This window comes from Nocardia sp. bgisy118, from assembly GCF_057708605.1.
The window spans coordinates 288,050-307,947 of sequence record NZ_JBYISM010000002.1 but is presented as its reverse complement, the minus strand read 5'-3'; the positions used below and the strand labels follow the sequence as shown (position 1 = coordinate 307,947).

At 69.2% G+C, this 19,898-nt stretch carries 24 protein-coding genes; 7 read left to right on the top strand and 17 right to left on the bottom strand.

Annotation, left to right across the window (positions count from 1 at the left end):
• The first annotated feature begins 114 nt into the window (after positions 1 to 114).
• The gene (locus AC3EO7_RS03760; protein WP_435590446.1) at positions 115 to 690 is read left to right on the top strand and encodes a Uma2 family endonuclease; all 576 of its coding nucleotides are present in this window, start codon (positions 115 to 117) and stop codon (positions 688 to 690) included.
• Between the two features lie 181 nt (positions 691 to 871).
• Here AC3EO7_RS03760 and AC3EO7_RS03755 read toward each other — a convergent pair whose 3' ends face one another.
• The 4 genes from AC3EO7_RS03755 to AC3EO7_RS03740 all read right to left on the bottom strand — a co-directional run bounded on the left by AC3EO7_RS03755 (position 872) and on the right by AC3EO7_RS03740 (position 2,528).
• Positions 872 to 1,081: a hypothetical protein gene (locus AC3EO7_RS03755; RefSeq protein WP_431965143.1), complete on the bottom strand. Its 210-nt coding sequence runs from the start codon at positions 1,079 to 1,081 to the stop codon at positions 872 to 874.
• 132 nt (positions 1,082 to 1,213) lie between these two features.
• Positions 1,214 to 1,816, bottom strand: coding sequence for an ATPase (locus AC3EO7_RS03750; protein WP_435590445.1), 603 nt, complete (start codon positions 1,814 to 1,816; stop codon positions 1,214 to 1,216).
• A complete protein-coding gene (locus AC3EO7_RS03745; protein WP_431965139.1) occupies positions 1,816 to 1,974 on the bottom strand; it encodes a hypothetical protein in 159 nt (52 codons plus the stop codon). The genes AC3EO7_RS03750 and AC3EO7_RS03745 overlap by 1 nt, the downstream gene beginning before the upstream one ends.
• A complete protein-coding gene (locus AC3EO7_RS03740) occupies positions 1,971 to 2,528 on the bottom strand; it encodes a peroxiredoxin-like family protein (protein ID WP_431965137.1) in 558 nt (185 codons plus the stop codon). Before AC3EO7_RS03740 ends, AC3EO7_RS03745 begins: the two co-directional genes overlap by 4 nt.
• A gap of 70 nt (positions 2,529 to 2,598) precedes the next feature.
• Between AC3EO7_RS03740 and AC3EO7_RS03735 the strand changes: the two genes are divergently transcribed.
• Positions 2,599 to 3,213 (top strand): TetR/AcrR family transcriptional regulator, encoded by a 615-nt coding sequence (locus tag AC3EO7_RS03735; protein ID WP_431965135.1) that lies wholly within the window; start codon positions 2,599 to 2,601, stop codon positions 3,211 to 3,213.
• A 27-nt stretch (positions 3,214 to 3,240) separates the two neighbouring features.
• On the opposite strand, the gene AC3EO7_RS03730 is transcribed toward AC3EO7_RS03735, so the two are convergent.
• Positions 3,241 to 4,383 (bottom strand): GDSL-type esterase/lipase family protein, encoded by a 1,143-nt coding sequence (locus AC3EO7_RS03730; RefSeq protein WP_435590444.1) that lies wholly within the window; start codon positions 4,381 to 4,383, stop codon positions 3,241 to 3,243.
• Positions 4,384 to 4,494: 111 nt separating this feature from the next.
• On the opposite strand from AC3EO7_RS03730, the gene AC3EO7_RS03725 reads away from it, so the two are divergent.
• On the top strand, positions 4,495 to 4,968 hold the full coding sequence (locus tag AC3EO7_RS03725) for a MarR family winged helix-turn-helix transcriptional regulator (protein ID WP_435590443.1): 474 nt from the start codon (positions 4,495 to 4,497) through the stop codon (positions 4,966 to 4,968).
• Between the two features lie 4 nt (positions 4,969 to 4,972).
• On the opposite strand, the gene AC3EO7_RS03720 is transcribed toward AC3EO7_RS03725, so the two are convergent.
• Positions 4,973 to 5,629: a TetR/AcrR family transcriptional regulator C-terminal domain-containing protein gene (locus AC3EO7_RS03720; protein WP_435590442.1), complete on the bottom strand. Its 657-nt coding sequence runs from the start codon at positions 5,627 to 5,629 to the stop codon at positions 4,973 to 4,975.
• An 85-nt stretch (positions 5,630 to 5,714) separates the two neighbouring features.
• Here AC3EO7_RS03720 and AC3EO7_RS03715 point away from each other — a divergent pair, with 85 nt between their 5' ends.
• Positions 5,715 to 6,761 carry an NAD(P)-dependent alcohol dehydrogenase gene (locus tag AC3EO7_RS03715; RefSeq protein ID WP_431965127.1) on the top strand — a complete coding sequence of 349 codons (1,047 nt, stop codon included), beginning with the start codon at positions 5,715 to 5,717 and terminating at the stop codon, positions 6,759 to 6,761.
• Here the strand turns inward: AC3EO7_RS03715 and AC3EO7_RS03710 are convergent.
• Positions 6,707 to 6,952, bottom strand: coding sequence for a CGNR zinc finger domain-containing protein (locus tag AC3EO7_RS03710; RefSeq protein ID WP_431965125.1), 246 nt, complete (start codon positions 6,950 to 6,952; stop codon positions 6,707 to 6,709). The genes AC3EO7_RS03715 and AC3EO7_RS03710 overlap by 55 nt on opposite strands.
• Positions 6,953 to 6,973: 21 nt before the next feature.
• Positions 6,974 to 7,924, bottom strand: coding sequence for a helix-turn-helix transcriptional regulator (locus AC3EO7_RS03705; protein ID WP_431965123.1), 951 nt, complete (start codon positions 7,922 to 7,924; stop codon positions 6,974 to 6,976).
• 63 nt (positions 7,925 to 7,987) lie between these two features.
• Between AC3EO7_RS03705 and AC3EO7_RS03700 the strand changes: the two genes are divergently transcribed.
• A complete protein-coding gene (locus AC3EO7_RS03700) occupies positions 7,988 to 9,142 on the top strand; it encodes an epoxide hydrolase family protein (RefSeq protein WP_431965121.1) in 1,155 nt (384 codons plus the stop codon).
• A gap of 168 nt (positions 9,143 to 9,310) precedes the next feature.
• Positions 9,311 to 9,463: a hypothetical protein gene (locus AC3EO7_RS03695; protein WP_431965119.1), complete on the top strand. Its 153-nt coding sequence runs from the start codon at positions 9,311 to 9,313 to the stop codon at positions 9,461 to 9,463.
• A 10-nt stretch (positions 9,464 to 9,473) separates the two neighbouring features.
• On the opposite strand, the gene AC3EO7_RS03690 is transcribed toward AC3EO7_RS03695, so the two are convergent.
• The 4 genes from AC3EO7_RS03690 to AC3EO7_RS03675 form a co-directional block, all read right to left on the bottom strand.
• Positions 9,474 to 11,489 carry a 5-oxoprolinase/urea amidolyase family protein gene (locus AC3EO7_RS03690; RefSeq protein ID WP_435590441.1) on the bottom strand — a complete coding sequence of 672 codons (2,016 nt, stop codon included), beginning with the start codon at positions 11,487 to 11,489 and terminating at the stop codon, positions 9,474 to 9,476.
• The gene (locus AC3EO7_RS03685; RefSeq protein WP_431965115.1) at positions 11,486 to 12,106 is read right to left on the bottom strand and encodes an urea amidolyase associated protein UAAP2; all 621 of its coding nucleotides are present in this window, start codon (positions 12,104 to 12,106) and stop codon (positions 11,486 to 11,488) included. Before AC3EO7_RS03685 ends, AC3EO7_RS03690 begins: the two co-directional genes overlap by 4 nt.
• Positions 12,103 to 12,876, bottom strand: coding sequence for a DUF1989 domain-containing protein (locus AC3EO7_RS03680; RefSeq protein ID WP_435590440.1), 774 nt, complete (start codon positions 12,874 to 12,876; stop codon positions 12,103 to 12,105). The genes AC3EO7_RS03685 and AC3EO7_RS03680 overlap by 4 nt, the downstream gene beginning before the upstream one ends.
• Positions 12,877 to 12,946: 70 nt before the next feature.
• Positions 12,947 to 14,488: an amino acid permease gene (locus AC3EO7_RS03675; RefSeq protein ID WP_435590439.1), complete on the bottom strand. Its 1,542-nt coding sequence runs from the start codon at positions 14,486 to 14,488 to the stop codon at positions 12,947 to 12,949.
• A gap of 211 nt (positions 14,489 to 14,699) precedes the next feature.
• On the opposite strand from AC3EO7_RS03675, the gene AC3EO7_RS03670 reads away from it, so the two are divergent.
• Complete coding sequence (locus tag AC3EO7_RS03670) at positions 14,700 to 15,368, top strand: TetR/AcrR family transcriptional regulator (RefSeq protein ID WP_435590438.1); 669 nt, start codon at positions 14,700 to 14,702, stop codon at positions 15,366 to 15,368.
• A gap of 12 nt (positions 15,369 to 15,380) precedes the next feature.
• Here AC3EO7_RS03670 and AC3EO7_RS03665 read toward each other — a convergent pair whose 3' ends face one another.
• From AC3EO7_RS03665 to AC3EO7_RS03645, 5 genes are all read right to left on the bottom strand, one after another.
• Positions 15,381 to 16,826, bottom strand: a complete 1,446-nt coding sequence (locus tag AC3EO7_RS03665) for a TerD family protein (RefSeq protein WP_431965401.1) — start codon at positions 16,824 to 16,826, stop codon at positions 15,381 to 15,383.
• Between the two features lie 98 nt (positions 16,827 to 16,924).
• Entirely contained in the window at positions 16,925 to 17,455 is a 531-nt protein-coding gene (locus AC3EO7_RS03660) for a hypothetical protein (protein WP_431965107.1), read from the bottom strand.
• Between the two features lie 76 nt (positions 17,456 to 17,531).
• Entirely contained in the window at positions 17,532 to 18,332 is an 801-nt protein-coding gene (locus AC3EO7_RS03655; RefSeq protein ID WP_431965105.1) for a family 1 encapsulin nanocompartment shell protein, read from the bottom strand.
• Entirely contained in the window at positions 18,329 to 19,390 is a 1,062-nt protein-coding gene (locus tag AC3EO7_RS03650; protein WP_431965103.1) for a Dyp-type peroxidase, read from the bottom strand. Before AC3EO7_RS03650 ends, AC3EO7_RS03655 begins: the two co-directional genes overlap by 4 nt.
• A gap of 85 nt (positions 19,391 to 19,475) precedes the next feature.
• Positions 19,476 to 19,802, bottom strand: a complete 327-nt coding sequence (locus AC3EO7_RS03645; RefSeq protein WP_431965101.1) for a cupin domain-containing protein — start codon at positions 19,800 to 19,802, stop codon at positions 19,476 to 19,478.
• Positions 19,803 to 19,898 lie beyond the last annotated feature (96 nt).

Genomic DNA, 19,898 nt, shown 5'->3' with positions numbered 1-19,898 from the left:
TGTGCTCGCTCAGTCGGCACGGAAGACCCCAGGTCGACCGTGCCGACTGAGCTACGCTCGTGCTGAGTCCAACCGGCGCGGTTGGCGAATGCCGGTGGGGTTGGAGGCGATTCGATGACGATGCCGGTTCCCAGCTCGGACCATTGGACGGCTGCCGACCTCGATCGCATGCCCGATGACGGATTGCGCTACGAGGTGCTCAACGGTCAGCTCGTCGTGAACGCCGTTCCGACACCGCGGCATCAGCGGGTGCTCGAGCGGCTGGAGAGCGCGCTGGAGGCCGTCCGGCCCCATGAGTACGAGGTGATGCGGGGCGTCGGTGTCCTGACCGGAGACGACGAGCCCATTCCAGATCTGATCGTGGTCACCGGCCCGATCGACTGGGACGGTCGCGGGATTCCTGTCGAGCAGGTTCAGCTTGCCGTCGAAGTGGTCTCCAACTCGACCACATTGCAGGACCGCATGGTGAAGCCGGTTCTCTACGCCGAGGCGGGGATTCCGAACTACTGGCGCTTCGAGCTCAATGCCTTCAAGGGACAGCTGCCGGGCGAGTCGTTGCCGGTGGCGTTCGTCCATTCCCTCGGCGGCGACCGCAGTTACGAGCCGACGTATCGGGTCGCAGCCGGGGAGAAGGTTACTTTGCGAGCTCCTTTCGAGTTCACCCTCGATCCGGTCTCGTTACTGCCTTGACACCTCACGAAGGCCGCTGCCGTGGATCGGCGGCGGCCTTTTCGGGGTGTTGGGGGCAGCAGGGATGGGCTGGTGCGCTCAGCGCACCTCCTGGATCGAGCGGGACCGGCTGGGGCGCCGAGTTATGAGTTCCCCGTGGCACGGGCGGAAGCCAACCCCGCCCGTGCCGTCGACAGGACTCCTAGTTGCAGCTGTAGGCGGAGCCGCACCGCAGGAGGCGAAGCAGCCCATCGAAGCCGCTGATCAGTGCACTACCCGACGACGGTGCGGGCTCGCCGGGCGCGATCACCGGTGTGGCGGTAATCGGTTCGGCCGCAGCAGGACCCGCTGTGAGGACTGCTCCGAAGGCCAGTGCCGCGACGCCTGCGCCGAGCAGCTTGGTGAACGACATGATGAATCCTTTGTCCAATTCTATGGTTATGGATGACGGCTCGCCGTCATCCATATTTGACCAATCGGTCGGACTAGCTCCGGCGTTACGAAAAGTGGCGCGCGCCAAAGAATTTCGGGGCCACCGGGCTGGTCAGGCGGGGATCGCGTGTTCCTCCGTGAAGAGTTTGCGGCAGGTGGGGGCGCAGAAGGCGTAGTAGGTGCCGTTGTGGGTGAGAGTCAGCTCCGCGGTGGCCAATTCGACGGTCATGCCGCAGATCGGGTCGATGGCGAAACCCTCGGGGGCTTCCCGGGTTTCGCCGGAGTTGCGGTAGTCCTCGGTCATCAGCTCGGTGATCTCGGTGCCGGTGAGGGGGCGGCCGAGAGCGGCGAGACCGCGTTCGCGGAGGCCGACGATCTGGATCACGCAGTGCGGTTCGCGGGTGAGGCGTTCCGGATCGGGCTCGGTCGCCGCGATCGCCTCGGTGATCATCGGCACGACGTGGTCGGCGAATCGCGGGTTGTTGCTCCACGAACCGGGGACGGTGAGACGTACGAGGTAGCGCGGTGCGGCGGGTCCGCCCGTCGCCCACACGTCCGGCTCCCGGACGAGCACGTGGGTCAGTTCGCGCGCCTTGTCGAGCACCGTGTCCGGCGCGTCGTCCTCGGTGGTCAGTGCGTACAGGATGCGTTCGGCGAGTGCGTGTTTGCGCTCGGCGTCGAGGACGCCCACGGTCACGAACAGCTCGATGGTCATCACGAGTGTGTCCCCTTCTCGAATGCGTAGTCGATGGCGCCGTAACCGAACGCGCTTGCGAGCCGTCCGGCGCTCAGCAGCGCGCCCGCCCTGACGACACGTGGCTGCGCGGCTCCGGCCGTGCGCGAGGCAGCCTGCGGCTCGGCGATCGCCGTCACCGGAGCTGCTCGGCGGGCACGAGCGCCAGCAGTTCGTCGACCGACCACTGGTCGTAGACGTGCGTCCCGTGCTTGGCGGCCAGCACTCGGCCGTCGGGGGCGATGAGGAAATCCGCGGGCAGGCCGAGCGGGCCGCCGTCGGGCCGGCTCGGGGGAGCGGGACGGTCGCGGCGCAGCATGGCGCGCAGGTCGTGCGCGACAGCGCGGGCGATGGCGGGCCAGCCGCGCGGGTCGAGCAGGGCGCGCGGTGAGGTCTCGACGCCGAACTCGCGGTAGAGGATGCGGTCCGGGTCGGCGATGACGTCGAGCGGCAGATCGTCGGTGTACTTGCGCAGTTCCTCCGCGTGCGAGTGGAAGACGATCACCTCGCGGATGTTCGCCGCGGCGATCTCGGCGCGGCGAGTGACGATCGAACGCAGGTGCAGGTTGCACACCGGGCAGCCCGCGAAACGACGGAATTGCAGGTGAACGAGGCAATCGGGGTCCGGGATCGGTACCTCGACGCCGGTGATGGTCCGCAAGGTGCGCGCGGCGACGGAAGTCGGCAGTGACATGGTCTCTCCTTCGTAAGTGTACGACGTACGCCTACGACCAGTATGCGCGTACCTTGTACGCTGTCAACCCATGCCACGTCCTCGTTCGCTGACCACCGACGATCTCGGGAACGCCGCCCTCGCCGTCATCGACCGCGACGGGCTCGAAGGACTGACCATGCGGGCCGTCGCGAAGGAACTGCGCGTCGCCACCATGGGCCTGTATCGCTATGTCGCAGACCGGGATCAGCTCGAGGTGCTGGTGGTCGATCGGGTGCTCGGAGCCATGGAGACCGTGCCCCCGGAGGGGGAGGACTGGCGAGCCAGGGCCGTGGTCCTGCTGACGCGGATGCGGGCCGCCGTCGCGGCCCATCCCGCCGTGGTGCCGCTGATCTTGCGGCACCGCCAGTCCTCCGCCGCGTCGCTGCACTGGATGGAGGCCATGCTGACCGTGCTCACCGACGCGGGCTTCGCAGGCCGGGAGCGGGTGATCGCGCAGCGCACGGTGGTCGGCTTCCTGCTCGGCTTCCTGCAGAACGAGCACTACGCCTCGATCGCGGGGCCGGGCACCGCGACCATCGCGGCGCTGGCCACCGACGACTTCCCGCTGCTGGTGCAGACGGCGAGCCGGGCGCGGACGATGTCGGTCGACGACGAATTCCGCGGCGGCGTCGAGATCGTGCTACGCGGACTATCGCCGAGCTGAAACCGGCTGCGGCCGTGCGCGATCCGGCTACCCGAAGATCTTCGCCAGGTCGACGGACTCGCCCATCGCTCGCGCGCCCGCGTCGTTGAGGTGCATGCCGTCACCGCTGTCGAACTCGGGCCGGATGTAGTCCGGCCGCTGCGGATCGGCGACGGCGCGGTCCACGTCGAAGACCGAGTCGAAAACGTCCGTGCCCCGGATCCATTCGTTCACGGCGTGCCGAGTGGCCAGGGTCTCGGCGACAGGGAGGCCAGGGAAGATGCAGCCCGCGTAAGGACCAATGGTGGCTGCGTGGATGGTCAGCCCGGCGGCGTGCGCGCGGCGAGCCAGTTCGGTGAATCCCTCGATGAGTTCCGTTGCGGTGGCGGGCGCTTGGCCGCCCATGCCGCCGAGGATCAGGTCGTTGATGCCGAAATGGATCAGCACGTGGCGCACGCCGGGGACGTCGCGGGCGTCGCGGGTGAACCGGTCCAGGCCGCGTTCGCCGATCTCCTCGGTGAGCAGCCGGTTTCCGCCGATGCCCTGGTTCACCACCCAGCCGCGTCGCGTGCGCTCGTTGAGCACGTCGACCGAGCGGCGGTTGGCGCCGAGCGTGCTGCCGACGCCCTCGAACCAAGAATCCCCGAAGGCGACCGCGATGTCGGTCCCGGCGGGCGCGAGGACGTCGACGCCGCTCACGAAGAAGCGGCAGGGAATCTCTTGCGCGTCGGGCATGCCGGTCGCGCCGGTGTGATCGCCACTCGCGGCGTAGGCGATTTCGGTGGGCATGTGCGAGAACGTCGCGGGCCCGGTCGGCTCCGGCAGGTAGAGGCTGAACAGCAGATCGTCGCCCGCGTCCACCGCGAGGTCGATCGGATCGCTGAGCACTTCGCCGCCCGCGGGCACGGTCACCCGCGCCGCTCCGGCGAACCGCACTTCGCGGTCGGTCTCTTGGACGATCTCGTCGGCGGTCTTGCGCAGCGCGATCCGGGCGGCCCCGATGACGAGCGGGGTCCGTCCGTAGCGGTTGGTCAGGCGAATGCGGATCTGTTCGCCGCCGCCAGCCATGCGTAGCACCTGGCGCAGGGTCTGATCGGTGAATTCGTGCGAATCGGTGAGCTTGATCCGCTCGTACGGGCTGATCACGGCCGAGCGGAAGCCTGCGACCCATCCGGTGGCTTGCGATGACATGAGAACTCCCAAGTTGTTGACGCGAGGAATATTGCGTTGTCATATATCTACTCCAATGTATTCCTCCCGTCAACTATCCGCGCGTCAAATACATCCGGTAGAGTCCGGGTCATGGACGAGCCCGACCTCTTCGACGATCCGCGCCTGACCGCGATGGGCCTGCTCTACGAGGCGCACGACGGCCTGCTCGCCAAGCTGGAGCCGACCTGGAAGTCGAGTGGCCTCTCCGGCTTGGACCTCAACGCTTTGCTTCGCCTGAGCCGTTCCCCCGAACGGCGACTACGCATGACCGACCTCGCGACGCAGACCTCGCTGTCGACCAGCGGCGTCACCCGGCTGGTCGACCGGCTGTCCGCGGCGGGACTGGTCGAGCGCGTGCTGGACCCGGCCGACCGTCGCAGCGCTCGCGCGGTGCTGACCGACGCCGGTGTGCGCCGCCTCGAACAGGTGCTGCCGGACTATCTCGACGCGATTCAGCGCTGGTTCACCGGTCTGCTCGCGCCGGAACAACTCGAAGCGCTGACCGCCGCGCTGCGGATCGTCCGCGATGCCACGAACCCGGACGCCACCGCGCGCACCGACTGACGGGTTACTCGCTCGCCTCGAGCAGCCGCTCGAGTCCGTCGAGGACGAGCTCGAGGCCGAATTCGAACTCCGCGATGCCGTCGTGCACGCCGTCGATGACCAGCCTGGTGAGCGCGTTCATGTGCGGGTGCGTCGATTCCGGAATGCGCGGCAGGAAATAGGTTGCCGCCGCGACGTATTCGGAAGGCTCCAGCGGAAAGGTCGACTCCCGCAGGGTGAACCCGTAGATGTGCGCGTCCATCGCGTTCCAGGCCCGGTCCGCCTGTTGGTAGGTGAAACCGGCGGCGCGCAGGCAGCCGAGCGTGGCGTCGATGTAGCGCAGCATCGCCGGGCCGACGTTCACCCGCGAGCCGATCAGTCCGGTCGCCCAGGGGTGGCGGCGCAGCGCCTCGTGCGCGGACACGGCGCGGGTGCGCAGCGCCGCCTTCCAGTCCCCGCCGATCTCGGGCGCCGCCATCTCGGCGACCACCAGATCCGCGATCCCGTCGAGCAGGTCGTCCTTGTTCGCGACGTGGTTGTACAGCGACATCGCCTCCACGCCGAGGGTCTGGGCCAGCTTGCGCATGGACAGCGCGTGGAGTCCCTGCTCGTCGGCGAGGCGGACGGCGGCGCGCAGGACACGCTCGCGGGTGAGCCGGGCGCGCTCGGCGGGCTTGGTCATCGATCGCTCTCCCTTGACGGACTTACACCGTAAGCGTAGCGTTCGAGCTGTAGCACTTACGGTGTAAGTAGAGGTGGTAACCGCCATGTCGGAATCGTCGAGCCCGCGCACAGTGACCGGTCGGGACGTGATGACCGCGATTGTCGCGCCGCGCTACGGGTCGAGTGACGTCTTGCGCGTCGAGGAGGTACCGCGCCCGGAGCCCGCCCCGCACGAGGTTTCGGTCCGGGTCAGGGCGGCCGCCGTAGCCTCGGGCGACGTGCACCTGCTCACCGGCAAGCCGTATCTCATCCGGCTGATGGGCTTCGGGGTGCGCAAGCCCAAGCATCCGGTGATCGGCCACGATCTCGCGGGTGAGGTGGTGACCGTCGGATCGGCGGTCACCTCGTTCCGGATCGGGGATCGGGTATACGGTGCAACGGATTTCGGAGCGTTCGCCGAATACGTTTGTGTCGACGCCGCCACCCTCGCGCCGATACCCGCCGGTCTCTCCTTCGAACAGGCTGCCGCCGTGCCGGATTCGGGCATGACAGCGCTCCAGGGTCTGCGCGATGTCGGCGGTGTGCGCGCCGGACAGTCGGTGTTGATCAACGGCGCCTCCGGCGGGGTCGGTGGCTTCGCCGTGCAAATCGCCAAGGCGCTCGGCGCGCGGGTGACAGCGGTGTGCAGCACGCGTCACGTCGAGTTCGTGCGCGGCCTCGGCGCTGATCGTGTGATCGACTACACGACTACGGATTTCGTGCAGTCGGGCGAACGCTACGACGTGCTGCTCGACCTGGTCGGCAACCGCGGCCTCGCCGACTGCCGCAAGGTGCTCGCGCCCGAAGGCGTCTTCGTGTCCTCGGCGGGCTCGCCGGGCGGCGACTGGATCGGTCCGGTGCTCTGGATCGGCCGGGTGGTCGTAGCCGACCTTTTCATCCGGCAGACCATGCGCCCGCTGCTGATGAAGCCGCGGCGAGCCGATCTGGAATTCCTCACCGAACTCGTCGAGAGCGGCAAGCTACGCCCGGTGATCGAGCGCGAATATCCGTTGCGCGACGCCGTGGCCGCGATCTCCCATGTCGCCGAGGGGCATGCTCAGGGCAAGACGGTGCTCGTCGTCAGCAGGCCCGGTGCCGGCGAAGCTTCGTGAGGTTCGCAGCGCTCCATCGAGTACCAGCGGCGGTGGCCGGGGCGGGAGGTGTCGATGAAGAGCAGGCCGCAATCGTCGGCCGTGCACGCTCGGATGCGAGCGGCCCGTTGAACAGCTCGATGACGTCGCGCGCGAGCATCGACAGCGTCGCGCGTGCGGTAGGCGCGGCGCAGGTCGGCGTCCCGGTTCACCCCTGAACCCGGTGCGGCGGATCAGGAGACCGCGTCCGCGAAGCGCTCGGCCAGCGTGCGGACGCGCTCGACGAGCTCGGGCGGCTCGTGCACCCGAAAGGGGAAGTCGAACAGCGCCACGTACACGGCGAGTTCATCGAGCGAGTTGGAACCCGTTCGCAGCAGGCAGCTTTCGGCATCGATCGGCTCGATGACGCCGACCGTCGGCGCGATGCGGTCCGCAGCCACCGCCGCAGGCACGCCCAGGGTGATGCGGGCGGCGTAGCGGTAGGGCGCGGTCGTCACGCCTCGCGAGATGTAGCCCGACAGATCGATTTCGGGCGCCTCGCGCGGCGTGAACCGCGGCCCGGTGGGGATGCGCGGGTGCATCCGGTCGACCCGGTAGGTGCGCCAGTCGTCGCGATCGACGTCCCAGCCGATGAGGTACCAGCGGCGGCCGGTGTGCGCCAGCCGGTGCGGTTCGGCGGTGCGTAAAGAGCTCGCGCCCTCATGGTTTCGGTAGTCGAAGCGCAGCCGGTGCTGGTCGCGGATGGCGGCGGCGACGGCGGTGAGCACGTCGGGATCGACCGTCGCGCCCGCGGCGGGGACGGTGACCGTCACCGAGTGCAGTAGCTGCACGCGATGTCGCAACCGGGAGGGGAGCACCTGCTCGAGCTTGGTGAGCGCGCGCAGCGAACTGTCCTCGATACCGGCGATGGTGCCGCCCGCGGCGGTGCGCAGGCCGACCGCGACGGCCACCGCCTCGTCGTCGTCGAGCAGCAGTGGCGGCAGCTTCGCGCCCGCGCCGAGCCGGTATCCCGCCACGCCCGCGGTCGCCTGCACCGGATAGCCGAGAGCCCGCAGCTTGTCGATGTCGCGGCGGACGGTGCGCACGTCGACCTCGAGGCGGGCGGCCAGGTCTGCCCCGGTCCAGTCGCGCGGGGTTTGCAGCAGCGACAGCAGGCGCAGCAGCCGGGCGGAGGTTTCCAACATGCGAGCAAGTCTGCCCGAAACCTAGGGCCGAAGCTGTCCTAGGTGGCTCCTATCGTCGTTCTCATGACCTTCGAGATCACCGAATTCCGCATCGACATCCCGCAGCAGCAGCTCGACGACCTGCACCGACGGCTCGACGCGGTGCGCTGGCCCGAGCCGCTGCCGGGCGACGACTGGGACACCGGCGTGCCCACCGCGTGGCTGCGCTCGCTGGTCGAGCACTGGCGCACCGGCTACGACTGGCGCGCCGCCGAGCGCGAACTCAACGCGCATCCGCAATTCCGCACCGAGATCGACGGACAGACGATCCACTTCCTGCACGTCCGCTCGCCCGAGCAGGACGCGCTCCCGCTGCTGCTCACGCACGGCTGGCCCGGATCGGTGGTCGAATTCCTCGATCTGATCGGCCCGTTGACCGATCCGAAGGCGTACGGCGGCGATCCCGCCGACGCGTTCCACGTGGTCATCCCCGCGCTGCCCGGGTTCGGATTCTCCGGCCCGGTGCGCGAATCCGGCTGGACCGTCGAGCGCGTCGGGCGGGCTTGGGCGGAGTTGATGCGCAGGCTCGGCTACGACCGCTACGGCGTGCAGGGCGGCGATATCGGCGCGGCGGTCAGTCCCGAGGTCGCGCGGGTGGCGCCGGACCGGGTGGTCGGCGTGCACACCAACGGCGGCACGGGCGCGTTCCCCGCGCTCCCGCTCTCGGAGCAGGAGCTCGCCGAGCTTTCCGACGTGGAGCGGGACCGTATCCGCCGGATCGAGGCGTTCATGAACGAGGAGTTCGGCTACATCGCGATCCAGTCCACCCGCCCCCAGACCCTCGCGTACGGGCTCACGGATTCGCCGGTCGGCCAATTGGCTTGGATCATGGACAAATTCCGCGAGTGGACGCATCCGCGCGCGGTGGAACCGGACAAGATCATCGACCGGGACCGCCTGCTGACCAACGCGATGCTGTACTGGCTCACCGGAACGGCGGGCTCCGCGGCCTACGTCGGTTACGCGCAGGACGCGCCGTGGGGCGCGACCAAGGTGAACTCCGGTGTGCCGACGGGTGTTCTGGTGTTCGCCCACGACGTCGCCATCCATCGCTACGACGAGCGGGAGAACACCATCACCCGCTGGACCGACGTGGATCGCGGTGGACATTTCGCCGCGCTGGAGGAGCCGGAGCTGCTCACCGACGACGTGCGGGCGTTCTTCCGCGACCTGCGCTGAACTCGCCGAAAAATGTTTCCGCTACCCCGGTTCCGGCATGTCGCCGCCGGAACAGGCGTATACCCGCCTTCACCGCGGCCGTGCGCGGCTATCGGCGAACCGCGTCCGGCGGTGTCCACTGTGGCGCACAATCGATGGGCAGGACCGCGGTGAGCAGGAGCGATCGCCATGACTGAGCCGTTGCGGATGACGCAGGAACATCGAGAGGCCTTCTGGCGGCGCTGCGGCTGGTCACCCGAGCAGCCCGAATCGCAGCGCCGCGCGATCGAACAGTGCTGGGGCGACGAGTGGATCGACCTGGCCGAACTGCTCGGCTGGTGAGGCGCGCCGCTCAGTCCACGCCGAGCTCGCCCGCACGCCGCCACGAGTCACGCTCGGCGGCAAAGGCTTTCGCCTGCGTCGCGCGGAAGCGGTCGATGTCGGCGGCATTGTCGGCGAGGAACGCACGGTAGTCGGCGAGCCGGAACTCGCCCTCCTCGGCGCGCACCTCCACCTTGCCCGCGGCGAAATCGGCTCGCATGTCGAGCAATTCCTCCGCGCTCACTGGATACCAGCTGATGCGGTCGAAATAGCGCAGCAGCCAAGGCATTTCGGTGGCGGCGTGGTTCCACACCTGGGTGGTGCGTCCGACGAACTGGTAACCGCCCGGCCCTTCCATGCCGTAGATGCACAGATACGCGCCGCCGATGCCGACCGCGTTCTCCGGCGTCCAGGTGCGGGCGGGGTTGTATTTGGTGGTCACCAGGCGGTGGCGCGGATCGATCGGGGTGGCCACCGGGGCGCCGAGATAGACGTCGCCGAGTCCGAGCACCAGGTACTGCGCATCGAAGACGGTGTCGTAGACGTCCTGCACCGTGGCAAGACCGTTCATGCGGCGGATGAACTCGATGTTCCACGGGCACCAGGGCGCGTCGGCGCGCACGCCGTGCATGTAGCGGGTGATCGCCTCCCTGGTGGCGGGGTCGTCCCAGGAGAGCGGCAGGTGCACGGTGCGGCTCGGCACCACGAGATCAGTGCCCGCGGGCAGCTCCCGCTCGGCCTCGGCGAGCAGCCCCAGCAGCGTGGGCACGGACAGGACGTGCGGATCGACGCGGATCTGCAGGGACCGCACACCCGGCGTCAGCTCCAGCACTCCGCGCGGGTTCGCCGCCAGCAGGTGCTGGTGCAACGCGTGCACGCGGGCACGCAAGCCGAGATCCAAGGTCATCGCACCGTATTCGACGAGCACGCCGTCGTCACCGGCCCGGCGATACGTCACCGCGGTCTCCGCGTCCACCTCGGCGCGGCGCAGCACACCGTCGTCGCCGTCGCCGCCCGGCGAAAGCACCGAAGGCCACGAGGCGCGACGGCCAGGACCGAGATCGCGCAGCGAGGCGGCGTGCTCACGGCGCACCGGCACGAAGCGCACCTTGTCGCCGGGGCTGAGCTGGCCCAGCTTCCACCGCTCGGCCGCGACCACCGTGACCGGGCAGACGAAGCCGCCGAGGCTCGGACCGTCGGGACCGAGCAGGATCGGGGTGTCGCCGGTGAAGTCCAGCGCACCAACGGAATACGGAGTGTCGTGGATGTTGGACGGGTGCAGGCCCGCTTCCCCGCCGTCGGTGCGCGCCCACTCCGGCTTGGGACCGATCAACCGCACACCGGTGCGGTCGGAGTTGAAATGCACCTCGTAACCGGTGCCGATGACGGTGTCGAAGTCGGCGCGGGTGAAGAACTCCGGTGCGCCGTGCGGTCCCTCGGTGACGGCCAGTTCCCAGCGCTGCGACAGCACCGGGCGGTCGTCGGCGGGCACGGCGGTCGCGAGTGGTGCGCGCGGTGCGCCCAACGGCAGGATCTCCCCGGCGCGCAGCGCCCCGCCCGCGCTGCCGCCGAACCGGCCGAGAGTGAAAGTGGCGGTGCTGCCGAGATATTCGGGTAGCTCGATACCGCCGGCCAACAGCACGTAGGTGCGCATGCCAGGTCCGCGAATCGCGCCGATCTCCAGTACGGCGCCCGCGGGCACCAGGACCGTCCGCCACTGCTCGACGGGCACGCCGTCCACTGTCACATCCGCCGGTGCGCCGGTCACGCACACCCATGTCGCGGTGGCGAACCGGAGCGCGGGCCCGCCGAGCGTGCATTCCAGTCCCGCCGCGCCCTCGGCGTTGCCGAGCACCCGGTTGCCGAGCCGGAAGGACAGGTCGTCCATCGGTCCGGACGGCGGAACACCGACGTGCCAGTAGCCGACGCGGCCCGGCCAATCCTGCACGGTGACGAGCATTCCGGGCCGCACCACTTCGACGGACGCGGCCGGCGCCTCGGCGATCTCGGGTTCCGGCGCGGGGGCGGGAATCTCGACGACCGTCATCGCGTGATCACCATGCGCACGGGCGTGGGGTCGAAACCGTTGCACGGGTTGTTGATCTGCGGGCAGTTGGACACCAGCACCAAGGTGTCGATCTCGGCGCGCAGCGTGACCTTCTTGCCCGGCGCGGACAACCCGTCCACGATGCCGAGGGTGCCGTCGGGTTCCACCGGGACGTTCATGAACCAGTTGATGTTCGACACCAGATCCCGTTTGCCGAGGCCCCATTTCATCGCCTCGACGAGGAAGTTCTCCACGCAGGCGTGCTGGTGACGGGTGTGGTGTCCGTAGCGAAGGGTGTTGGACTCCTGCGAGCAGGCGCCCGCGATGGTGTCGTGGTTGCCCACCTCGTCGGCGACCACCGTCATCAGCGCGGTGCCCGCCTCGGTCAGCAGCACACTGCCCGTGGTCAGGAAGATGTTGCGCTGGGCGGCGACGGTGGCCTGGGCGCTGTAGCGGTCGGCGGTGTCGGCGGCGGAGTAGAGCAGGCAGTCCACCGCCTGGTTGCCGTGCAGGTCGATGATCTCCAGTCGCTCGCCCGCGCGGACGATCGCCGACCACGGCGCGCGGGCGCGCACGGTCTCGTCGAGCACGACGGTCCGGGACAGGGTCGGGGTCATGCCGTCATCTCCAGGGTCATGGCCGTCCAGGCCGCTTCGGTGTTCTGCACGGCCCGTAGGTATTCCGGGTCGCCGTTGTGGTTCGCGGTCAGGTCTTTGGGTGCGGACCAGGCGACGATGTCGAGGTCGGTGGTCGCGCGCTCGTCGAGCGGGTGCGCCGCGTTGGCAACCAGCAGCACCGCGGGGAGGTGGACGAGCAGGTCCACCGAGGAGCCCGCGGGCGCGCTGCCCGTCGCGCTCAGCGCGCCGTCGGGCGCTACACGCACGCCGCGGAAGAACGAGACGCTCGGGGCGATATCGCGCGGCGCGAGACCCTGTTTGGCGCCCGCGAGGCGCAGCAGGTCGCGGGCCTCGGGCGTGGGCCCGCACAGGGTGTCGTGGTGACCCGAGCCGTCGGCCAGCACGGTGCCCAGCACCCGGCCCTGATCGGTGAGAAGCGGATGACCTGTCGAAAGGTACGCCTGCCAAGGCACTTTCACGGTGTCGGCGACGTTCAGCCGCTCCCACGGTGCGTCGGCGCGCAGCAGCAGCACGTGGGCGCACGCGGACCCGGCGGGGTCGGTCAGCCGGACGCGGGTGCCGCGGCCGAGGACGACATTGGCGTAGCCGCCCGCCGGAATGCGCTGCGACCAGGTGATCTTCCCGGCAGGCACCTCGGAGGGCAGGTCAGGCCGGGCGAGGGTCGCGGCCGCGGCCTGGGCGCGAGCGTGTGAGCGGGCGCCCCCGGTGGAGGCGGTGCCCGCGTGCTCGGGGTTGCTCGGCTCGGTCATCGGAGTCCTTTCGAAGGGAACCCGTGCGCGGCGGTCGGTCGCCGGACCGCCGCGCACGGAACGAACGTGGTCAGGCCGGTTGCCCGGCGGGCTCTCCGGTCGACGCGGTGCGCGGTGCGGCGACGACGACCCGGTGCACGATCGCGCCGACGGTGGCCACGGCGAGCACGAAAAGCGGTGCGGCCCAAAGCATCCACCAGCCGCCGCCGTTGGGCGTGTACACCTCGGCGCGCGGCCAGGCCAGGTTGATCACCATGACGACGCCCCACACGACCGCCAGCGCGTTGACCGGAATCCCGAAGCGGCCCAGCGTGAACAGCGATTCGTCGGCGACCTCGTCCGTGTGACCCCAGCCCCGCAGCCGCCGGATCAGCAGCGGCACGGTGACCAGCAAGTAGGCCAGGTACAGCGAGACGATGCAGACGCTGGCGAGGGTGGCGAAGATCGCGGCGTTGCCGAGATTGACCACCAGCAGCATGATTCCGAGCATGCCTATCACCACCGCGGGCAGCACCGGTGTGCCGTAGCGGGGGTGCACCGCGGCGAGCTGCCTGGCGAAGGGCAGCTTGCCGTCGCGGGCCATCGAGAACATGAGCCGTGAGCCCGCGGTCTGAATCGCCAGTGTGCACACCATGATCGCGACGGCGACACAGCCGAGCAGCACCTTGCCCGCCGGGCTGTCCAGCTTCGAGGTCAGGACGTAGGCGAGGCCCTCGGTGGCCAGCGCGCCGTCGTCCAGGCTCGGCGCCGCCATCAGCGCGCCGAGCAGCAGGAGCCCGCCGCCCAGCGCGGAGACCGACAGCGCGGTGAGAATGGTGCGCGGCGCGACCCGGCGCGGGTTCTTGGTCTCCTCGGAAAGCTCACCGGCGGAATCGAATCCGACCATCACGTAGGCGGCCATCAGCCCGGAGACGAGGAACGCGGCCCAGTACGGTCCTGGCGCGGCCTGGTCGGTGTGCAGCACGACGCCCGGGCCGCGTTCGCTGTTCACGAAGAACAGGCCGATGATCGCCGCGACGCCGACGATCTCGATGGTGACGCCGATGGAGTTGATCTTCGCCATCAGGTCGATGCCGATGACGTTGATCGTGGTGGTGACGACGAGCAGGATGCTGCCGAGCAGCACCGCGTTGGTCGCGCCGGATGCGGAGGTGAGCGCGGTGTCGTCGCCGACGATCTGGAATCCGCTCCAGATCGTCGGCAGCACCACCTGGAGCGCGATGGCGGCCGCGGCCGCGGTGACGATCTGCGCGACGACCATCATCCAGCCGGCGAACCAGCCCACGAGCTCGCCGCCGAGCCGCCGAGACCACTGGTAGATACAGCCGGAAAGCGGGTAGCGGGCGGCCAGTTCGGCGAAATTCAGCGCGACGAGGAACTGCCCGGCGAAGACGATCGGCCAGGTCCAGAAGAAGGCGGCGCCGCCGAACGAGTAGCCGAAGCCGAAGAACTGGAAGATCGTGGTGAGGATCGAGACGAACGAGAAGCCTGCCGCGAACGAGGCGTAGCGGCCCAGCTTGCGGTGGAGAACGGGCCGATAGCCGAAACTGGCGAGGTCGGCGCTGTCGACGTTGGCGTCGGAGGGCGGAGTCGGAGCGACTGTTGTGGCCATGGGCGGTGTCCTTCGGCGTGCGGCCAATACCTATCGCATGACAGTTTTGCGCTCGCGATCGCGGTTTCGGTGTCCGCCGTGTATCGCTTGCGGCAACGCCGGTAACTTCTGCGTTGCCTGAGTTTCTATCAAGTGACAGAAACCTCTCCGTCGGATGACGGCTGCCGATGGCGCCGACCGTCGCCGTCGGTCGCGGTGCCAGAATGGGCAGGTGGCAAACCTCGGTCCCGGCCGTCCCCGTGTGGAACAGCGACCTCGCCGCGGTCACACGCCGCGCGCGGAAATCCTGGACGCGGCGGGCGAACTGTTCACCACCAACGGCTACGCCAACACCTCGACCAGGGCGGTGGCCGACGCCGTCGGCATCCGCCAGGCCTCCCTGTACCACCATTTCGCCGCCAAGGACGACATCCTCGACGCGCTGCTCACCGAAACCATCGCCGCCCCACTCGAACTCGCCGAACGCCTGCGCGCCGACGCGGACCCCGCGCCCACCCGCCTGTACGCGCTGGCCTGGTTCGACGTGCGGCAGCTCTGCACGGCGCGCTGGAATCTCGGTGCGTTGTACCTGCTTCCCGAGCTGCGCACCGAGCGCTTCGCGGCGTTCCGCCTGCGCCGCGACGAATTGCGCGGGCACTACGAGACATTGGCCGAAGCCGTCATCGAAGGCGCGGGCGCGGCGGGGATTCCCGGCGCGGAGGTGCTGCCGTTCCGGCTCGTCGAGACGGTGATCAGCATCCGGTCCGACGAGGGCCGCGCGCCCGCCTACGCCGAACAGACCATCCCCGACGCCGCGCTGCGCATGCTCGGCTGGGCCGGTGATCTGGAGGAGGCGCGCTCCGACGCGGCTCTGCTGCTGGAGCGGCTCGCCGCGGACTGAGGCCGCGGCGGGTCAGCCCTTGCCGCGACCGGCCTTGAAACCGAAGTCCCAGTTGTACATCCGCGCGATCTCCATGACGCCCGCGCCGGGCCTGCCCGCGGGCGGGCGGACGAAGGTGCCCTCGCGGCGGACGACCAGCTCGCCGTTGATGTTCTCGATGTGCGCGAGCACCGCGTCGCGCGAGTCGTCCGCGCAGCCGTCGAGCATCATCTCGATCGGCGGGCAGTTCAGCGGGTAGAGCGTCGCGGTGGCGTGGACGCCGCGGAAATCGTTGGCGCCCTCGTAGATCGAGGTGAAGACCAGGATGCGGCGGAACTGGGCGGTGAAATCCAGGTTGATGTCCAAGTTCTCACCGGTGGCGCTGCTGCCGGTGCGGTCGTCCTGGTCCAGCTGAATGAACGGCGGGCGATCGAGGGCGCCGAACGAGCGGTCCAGCGCGCGCACCGAACCGATCCGGCCGTCGGCCAGCTCGAAGAAGCAGCTGAGATCCAGATCCAAGCCGCCTCCGCCGCGACGCCTGCCGAAGAGGCCGCCGCCGCGGTGGGATTGGCTGGTCCAGTTCAGGTTGATCCGCATGGTGCCGCGAGTGGCGCCCTGCTTGGTGAGCGAGACCGAGGGTGCTTCCTTGGTGAGCGAGATCTTGCTCATGTTCACCGGCGCGCCGCCGCCTTGCGGAGGCGGCGGAGGAGCGTATTGCTGCTGCTGCGGAGGGGTCGGCGCGTACTGCTGCTGCGGAGGCGGGGGAGCGTACTGCTGCTGTGCGAATTGCGATGGCGGCGGTGCGTATTGCTGCTGCTGAGGCGGCGGTGCGTATTGCTGTTGAGGCGGCGCGTACGGCTGCTGCTGCGGCGGGGGAGGCGGCGCGTACTGCTGGGTCGGCGGCGGCGTGAACTGCTGGGTCGGCGCGGGCGGCGGCGTCGGCTGCTGCGCCGCGGGCGCCGGAGCGTCATCGACGCTGATGCCGAAATCGGTCGCCAGCCCGGCCAATCCGGAGGCGTAACCCTGGCCGACCGCGCGGAACTTCCACGCGCCTTGGCGGCGGTACAGCTCGCCGAGCACGAACGCGGTCTCGGTGGTGGCGTCGGTGCTGTCGAAGCGGGCCACCTCGGCGCCGTTCGTGGCGTCGAGCACCCGCACGTACAGGCCGCGGAACTGGCCGAAGGTGCCACCGTCGGCGGAGGCCGCGACGACGATGGTGTCGATCTGCGGTTCGACCTGCGCCAGCTGCACCGACAGCACGTCGAGCACCGTCGGCCCCTGCTGCTTACCCTCGTACCGGACGGCGCCCGACGGGTGCTGCGGCTGGTTGTAGAAAACGAAGTCGTTGTCGGAGCGGACCTTTCCGCCGACCAGCAGCAAAGCCGAAGCGTCCGCGTCCGGAATTCCCGGGCCCGATTGCCACCCCAGCTCGATGCGGACCGCGGACATCGGCACCGCAACGTTGGCGCCCTTCATCATCGACACAGCAGTCAACGTATACGACGCGGGTGGTGCTCGTCATCCGTGTTCGCCGCCATGGCGGAAGAACGGCGCGACCGGTTCGTTCGCCGGTGGGTTCAGCGCGTCGGCGGTGCGACGTTCCAGTGCGTACTCAGCGCACCGGCGATCTCCGGCAAGACCGTCACCGGAACCTGCTTGTGGCGCAGCATCTCCCGTATCTGATTCACCTGATCGCGTTTGCGCAGGTCGTACGCGCCCGACACGGGACGGATCACCGGCGGGATGGACAGCAGCACCAGTTCGCCGTGCTGCTCGTCGCCGCCCGCCAGATCGAGCGCCAGCGACCAGCGCGCCCGGTCGTCGAGCGCGAATCGGCCCGCGATCACCCTGTCCCATGCGATGCTGGACTCCGCCCACGGCGTGCGGCGATAGATGGCGCCCTCGGTGAGCACGATCGCGTCCCGCCCGAAGAGCGCCACCAGCAACGCGATGCCGCCGACGCCGCCCGCGAGCAGGCCGGTGAACACCCGATTCAGCCCGAAACCGGTGACGATCGCGGCGCACACCAGAACGGTCACCGCGATGCCGAGCACGCCGTACAGCATGGCTCGTCGAGTCGGGACCACGCCCGCGCGCACCATCGTCATTCTGTCTCGCCTCCCGGGGACTTACGGGCTCACCGTACCTGCTCGTTCGGCGGCCGGAGCGGGAGGCGCGCAGCCATCAGGCGTGTAGTGCGACCGCCGCCTCCGCGGTGTAGACCAGGAACTGCAAGCTCTGCTGGAAGTAGAGCCGCACCGAGTCGGCGTCGTGCGAGAGGTAACCGATCGAGAGGTCCTGGCCGAGGCTCAGATCGAAATCGCCGCCGCGGGTGGTCAGCACGAACGCGCCGTCGATGGCGGGCGCCCAGATGATCTCGCCCTCCGGGATGAGGCGCTCGATGTGGGTGCGGATCGGATGACCGTGGTCGGAGGTCTCGCTCACCGCGGTGTAGAGGTCGGCGCTGAGCAGCACCGAGTACGGTCCGTCGACGCCGGCCAGGCGCAGCGCGCTCAGCGATTGCGCGACGGCCTCCGGGACCAGGCGCGGATCGGTGGGCACCTGGATCGGCTCGTTCGACGAGCTCGCCCGGATACCGGTGATGTTCGCGCCCCGATAGCCCTCGAAGATGGCGCGGTCCTCGGCGAACGCGATGCGCCGCGCGGCCTCCTTCACCGGATCCAGATCGGTGTCCTTGGCGCCGCGCTCGACGTTGTCGAGTTCTTCGCGCGAGAGCGTGAACGGCACGCGCAACTCGACCAGCGGCGCGACCACGCGCTGGCGCGCCTGCACGCCCTCGTCCGGCGCGTCGATCGGGGTGGTGCGGCCGAGCCCGACGGCGGAGTAGGAGGCGCCGTGCGGGCCGGACACGTCGACCACCCTGCGGCCCGCGATGTGCCGCTTGAAGGTGCGGGTGGCTTCTTCTTCGATCGCCGTCCATGCCTCGGAGGTGATCGGCGCGAGTTCGCGATGGAGGTTGTTCACAGCGTGCTCCTTTTCAACGTGCCGATACCGAGTGAGCCGTCGCCCGCCACGGCGGACATATCGACGTCGGGCATATCAACGTCATTGCGCGGCAGAGATTCCCCGCCCGTCTCTTCGGCGGCCGCCGCGTCCGGCGCGGGCGGCAGGTCGTCGAAGAAATCCAGTGGCGGCGTGCAGAACAGCGTGCCGGTGACCGCGACCGAGAAGTCCAGGATGCGGTCGTAGGCAGCCTCTTCGGTGCCCTCGAACATCCGCGAGAGCATGGTCTCGGTGACGCTCGGGGTGGCCGCGTAAGCGATGTAGTAGGTGCCGAACTGGCCCTCGCGCACGCTGCCGAACGGCATGTTGGCGCGCACGATCTGGCGTTCGTTGCCGTCCGCGTCGACCAGGGTGTTCACCGCGACGTGCGAATCGGCGGGCTTGTCCTCGTCGGAGAGCTCGAAATCGTCCAGCTTGGTGCGGCCGATGATCTTCTCCTGCTCCTCGACCGTGAGCGCGCGCCACTCGTCGAGCGGATGCAGGTACTTCTGCACGATGACGTAACTGCCACCGGCGAATTCGGGGTCCTCGTCGCCGATCAGGGCGGCGCTCACCGCGGACGAGCCCTCGGGATTCTCGGTGCCGTCCACGAAACCGAGCAGGTCGCGCTGCTCGAAATAACGGAAGCCGACGGTCTCGTCGACGATGGTCGCGGCGCCCGCGAGCCGGTCGCCGATCACCATCGCCAGCTCGAAACAGGCGTCGTGCACCTCGGACCTGATGTGGAACAGCAGATCGCCCGGCGTGGACGGCGCCCGATGGTGCGCGCCGACGAACTCGCGCAGCGGATGCAGCTCGGCGGGCCGCGGCCCCGCGAACAAGCGGTCCCACGCGTCCGAGCCGATCGACGCGACACAGCTCAACCCGGCCCCCGGCAGGCGGAAGCCGACCGAACGGCGCAAACCGGGCAGGTCGGCGAGCAGATCGCGCACCGCCGCTTCTCCGCCCTCGTCGATGGTGGCGACGAGGAAGATCGCGGCCGGTGTGAGCGGTTCGAGGATCGGCTGCGGCTCACCCATGATCAACAGAGTAATGGTGCGGCCACAGCCGGTCGGTCGGCGCACCCGGCCACGCCCGGCGAAACCCGGGCTGAACGGCTCCGGTCTACTTCGCGACGGTCAGCAGAAACGCCACGTCGTCGACCGCTTTCACGCTGTGCCGCGCCTTGGGGATGACGAGCAGGTCACCCGCCGAGCCCTTCCATTCGTTCGCGCCGCTGATCAAGGTCAGGGTGCCGGTGAGCACCAGCAGGGTGGCATCGCCCGTGTTGTCGTGTTCGGCCAGGCTCTGGCCCGCCGTGAGGCCGACGACGGTCTGGCGCAGCGTGTGGGCGTGGCCGCCGTAGATGGTCTGTGAGCTTCGCCCGCTGGTGGCAGTTGCGGCCAATTTCAATTGCTGGCGAGCGACCGCGGTCAGGGATTTCTTGTCCATGGACTGCCTTTCGCGTCACATCCGCCGGTGCAGGGCTGGTGTCACCGGCTCGGTGCGCTCGGACGGACGATGGTCCGCACCGCCGCATATCCAGGA

What these genes read in the sequence shown, in the direction of transcription:
- AC3EO7_RS03760 (WP_435590446.1), top strand. Translation starts at nt 115, where the DNA reads ATGACGATGCCGGTTCCCAGCTCGGACCATTGGACGGCTGCCGACCTC.
- AC3EO7_RS03755 (WP_431965143.1), bottom strand. Translation starts at nt 1,081, where the DNA reads ATGTCGTTCACCAAGCTGCTCGGCGCAGGCGTCGCGGCACTGGCCTTC.
- AC3EO7_RS03750 (WP_435590445.1), bottom strand. Translation starts at nt 1,816, where the DNA reads ATGACCATCGAGCTGTTCGTGACCGTGGGCGTCCTCGACGCCGAGCGC.
- AC3EO7_RS03740 (WP_431965137.1), bottom strand. Translation starts at nt 2,528, where the DNA reads ATGTCACTGCCGACTTCCGTCGCCGCGCGCACCTTGCGGACCATCACC.
- AC3EO7_RS03735 (WP_431965135.1), top strand. Translation starts at nt 2,599, where the DNA reads ATGCCACGTCCTCGTTCGCTGACCACCGACGATCTCGGGAACGCCGCC.
- AC3EO7_RS03730 (WP_435590444.1), bottom strand. Translation starts at nt 4,383, where the DNA reads ATGTCATCGCAAGCCACCGGATGGGTCGCAGGCTTCCGCTCGGCCGTG.
- AC3EO7_RS03725 (WP_435590443.1), top strand. Translation starts at nt 4,495, where the DNA reads ATGGACGAGCCCGACCTCTTCGACGATCCGCGCCTGACCGCGATGGGC.
- AC3EO7_RS03720 (WP_435590442.1), bottom strand. Translation starts at nt 5,629, where the DNA reads ATGACCAAGCCCGCCGAGCGCGCCCGGCTCACCCGCGAGCGTGTCCTG.
- AC3EO7_RS03715 (WP_431965127.1), top strand. Translation starts at nt 5,715, where the DNA reads ATGTCGGAATCGTCGAGCCCGCGCACAGTGACCGGTCGGGACGTGATG.
- AC3EO7_RS03705 (WP_431965123.1), bottom strand. Translation starts at nt 7,924, where the DNA reads ATGTTGGAAACCTCCGCCCGGCTGCTGCGCCTGCTGTCGCTGCTGCAA.
- AC3EO7_RS03700 (WP_431965121.1), top strand. Translation starts at nt 7,988, where the DNA reads ATGACCTTCGAGATCACCGAATTCCGCATCGACATCCCGCAGCAGCAG.
- AC3EO7_RS03695 (WP_431965119.1), top strand. Translation starts at nt 9,311, where the DNA reads ATGACTGAGCCGTTGCGGATGACGCAGGAACATCGAGAGGCCTTCTGG.
- AC3EO7_RS03690 (WP_435590441.1), bottom strand. Translation starts at nt 11,489, where the DNA reads ATGACGGTCGTCGAGATTCCCGCCCCCGCGCCGGAACCCGAGATCGCC.
- AC3EO7_RS03685 (WP_431965115.1), bottom strand. Translation starts at nt 12,106, where the DNA reads ATGACCCCGACCCTGTCCCGGACCGTCGTGCTCGACGAGACCGTGCGC.
- AC3EO7_RS03680 (WP_435590440.1), bottom strand. Translation starts at nt 12,876, where the DNA reads ATGACCGAGCCGAGCAACCCCGAGCACGCGGGCACCGCCTCCACCGGG.
- AC3EO7_RS03675 (WP_435590439.1), bottom strand. Translation starts at nt 14,488, where the DNA reads ATGGCCACAACAGTCGCTCCGACTCCGCCCTCCGACGCCAACGTCGAC.
- AC3EO7_RS03665 (WP_431965401.1), bottom strand. Translation starts at nt 16,826, where the DNA reads ATGATGAAGGGCGCCAACGTTGCGGTGCCGATGTCCGCGGTCCGCATC.
- AC3EO7_RS03660 (WP_431965107.1), bottom strand. Translation starts at nt 17,455, where the DNA reads ATGACGATGGTGCGCGCGGGCGTGGTCCCGACTCGACGAGCCATGCTG.
- AC3EO7_RS03650 (WP_431965103.1), bottom strand. Translation starts at nt 19,390, where the DNA reads ATGGGTGAGCCGCAGCCGATCCTCGAACCGCTCACACCGGCCGCGATC.
- AC3EO7_RS03645 (WP_431965101.1), bottom strand. Translation starts at nt 19,802, where the DNA reads ATGGACAAGAAATCCCTGACCGCGGTCGCTCGCCAGCAATTGAAATTG.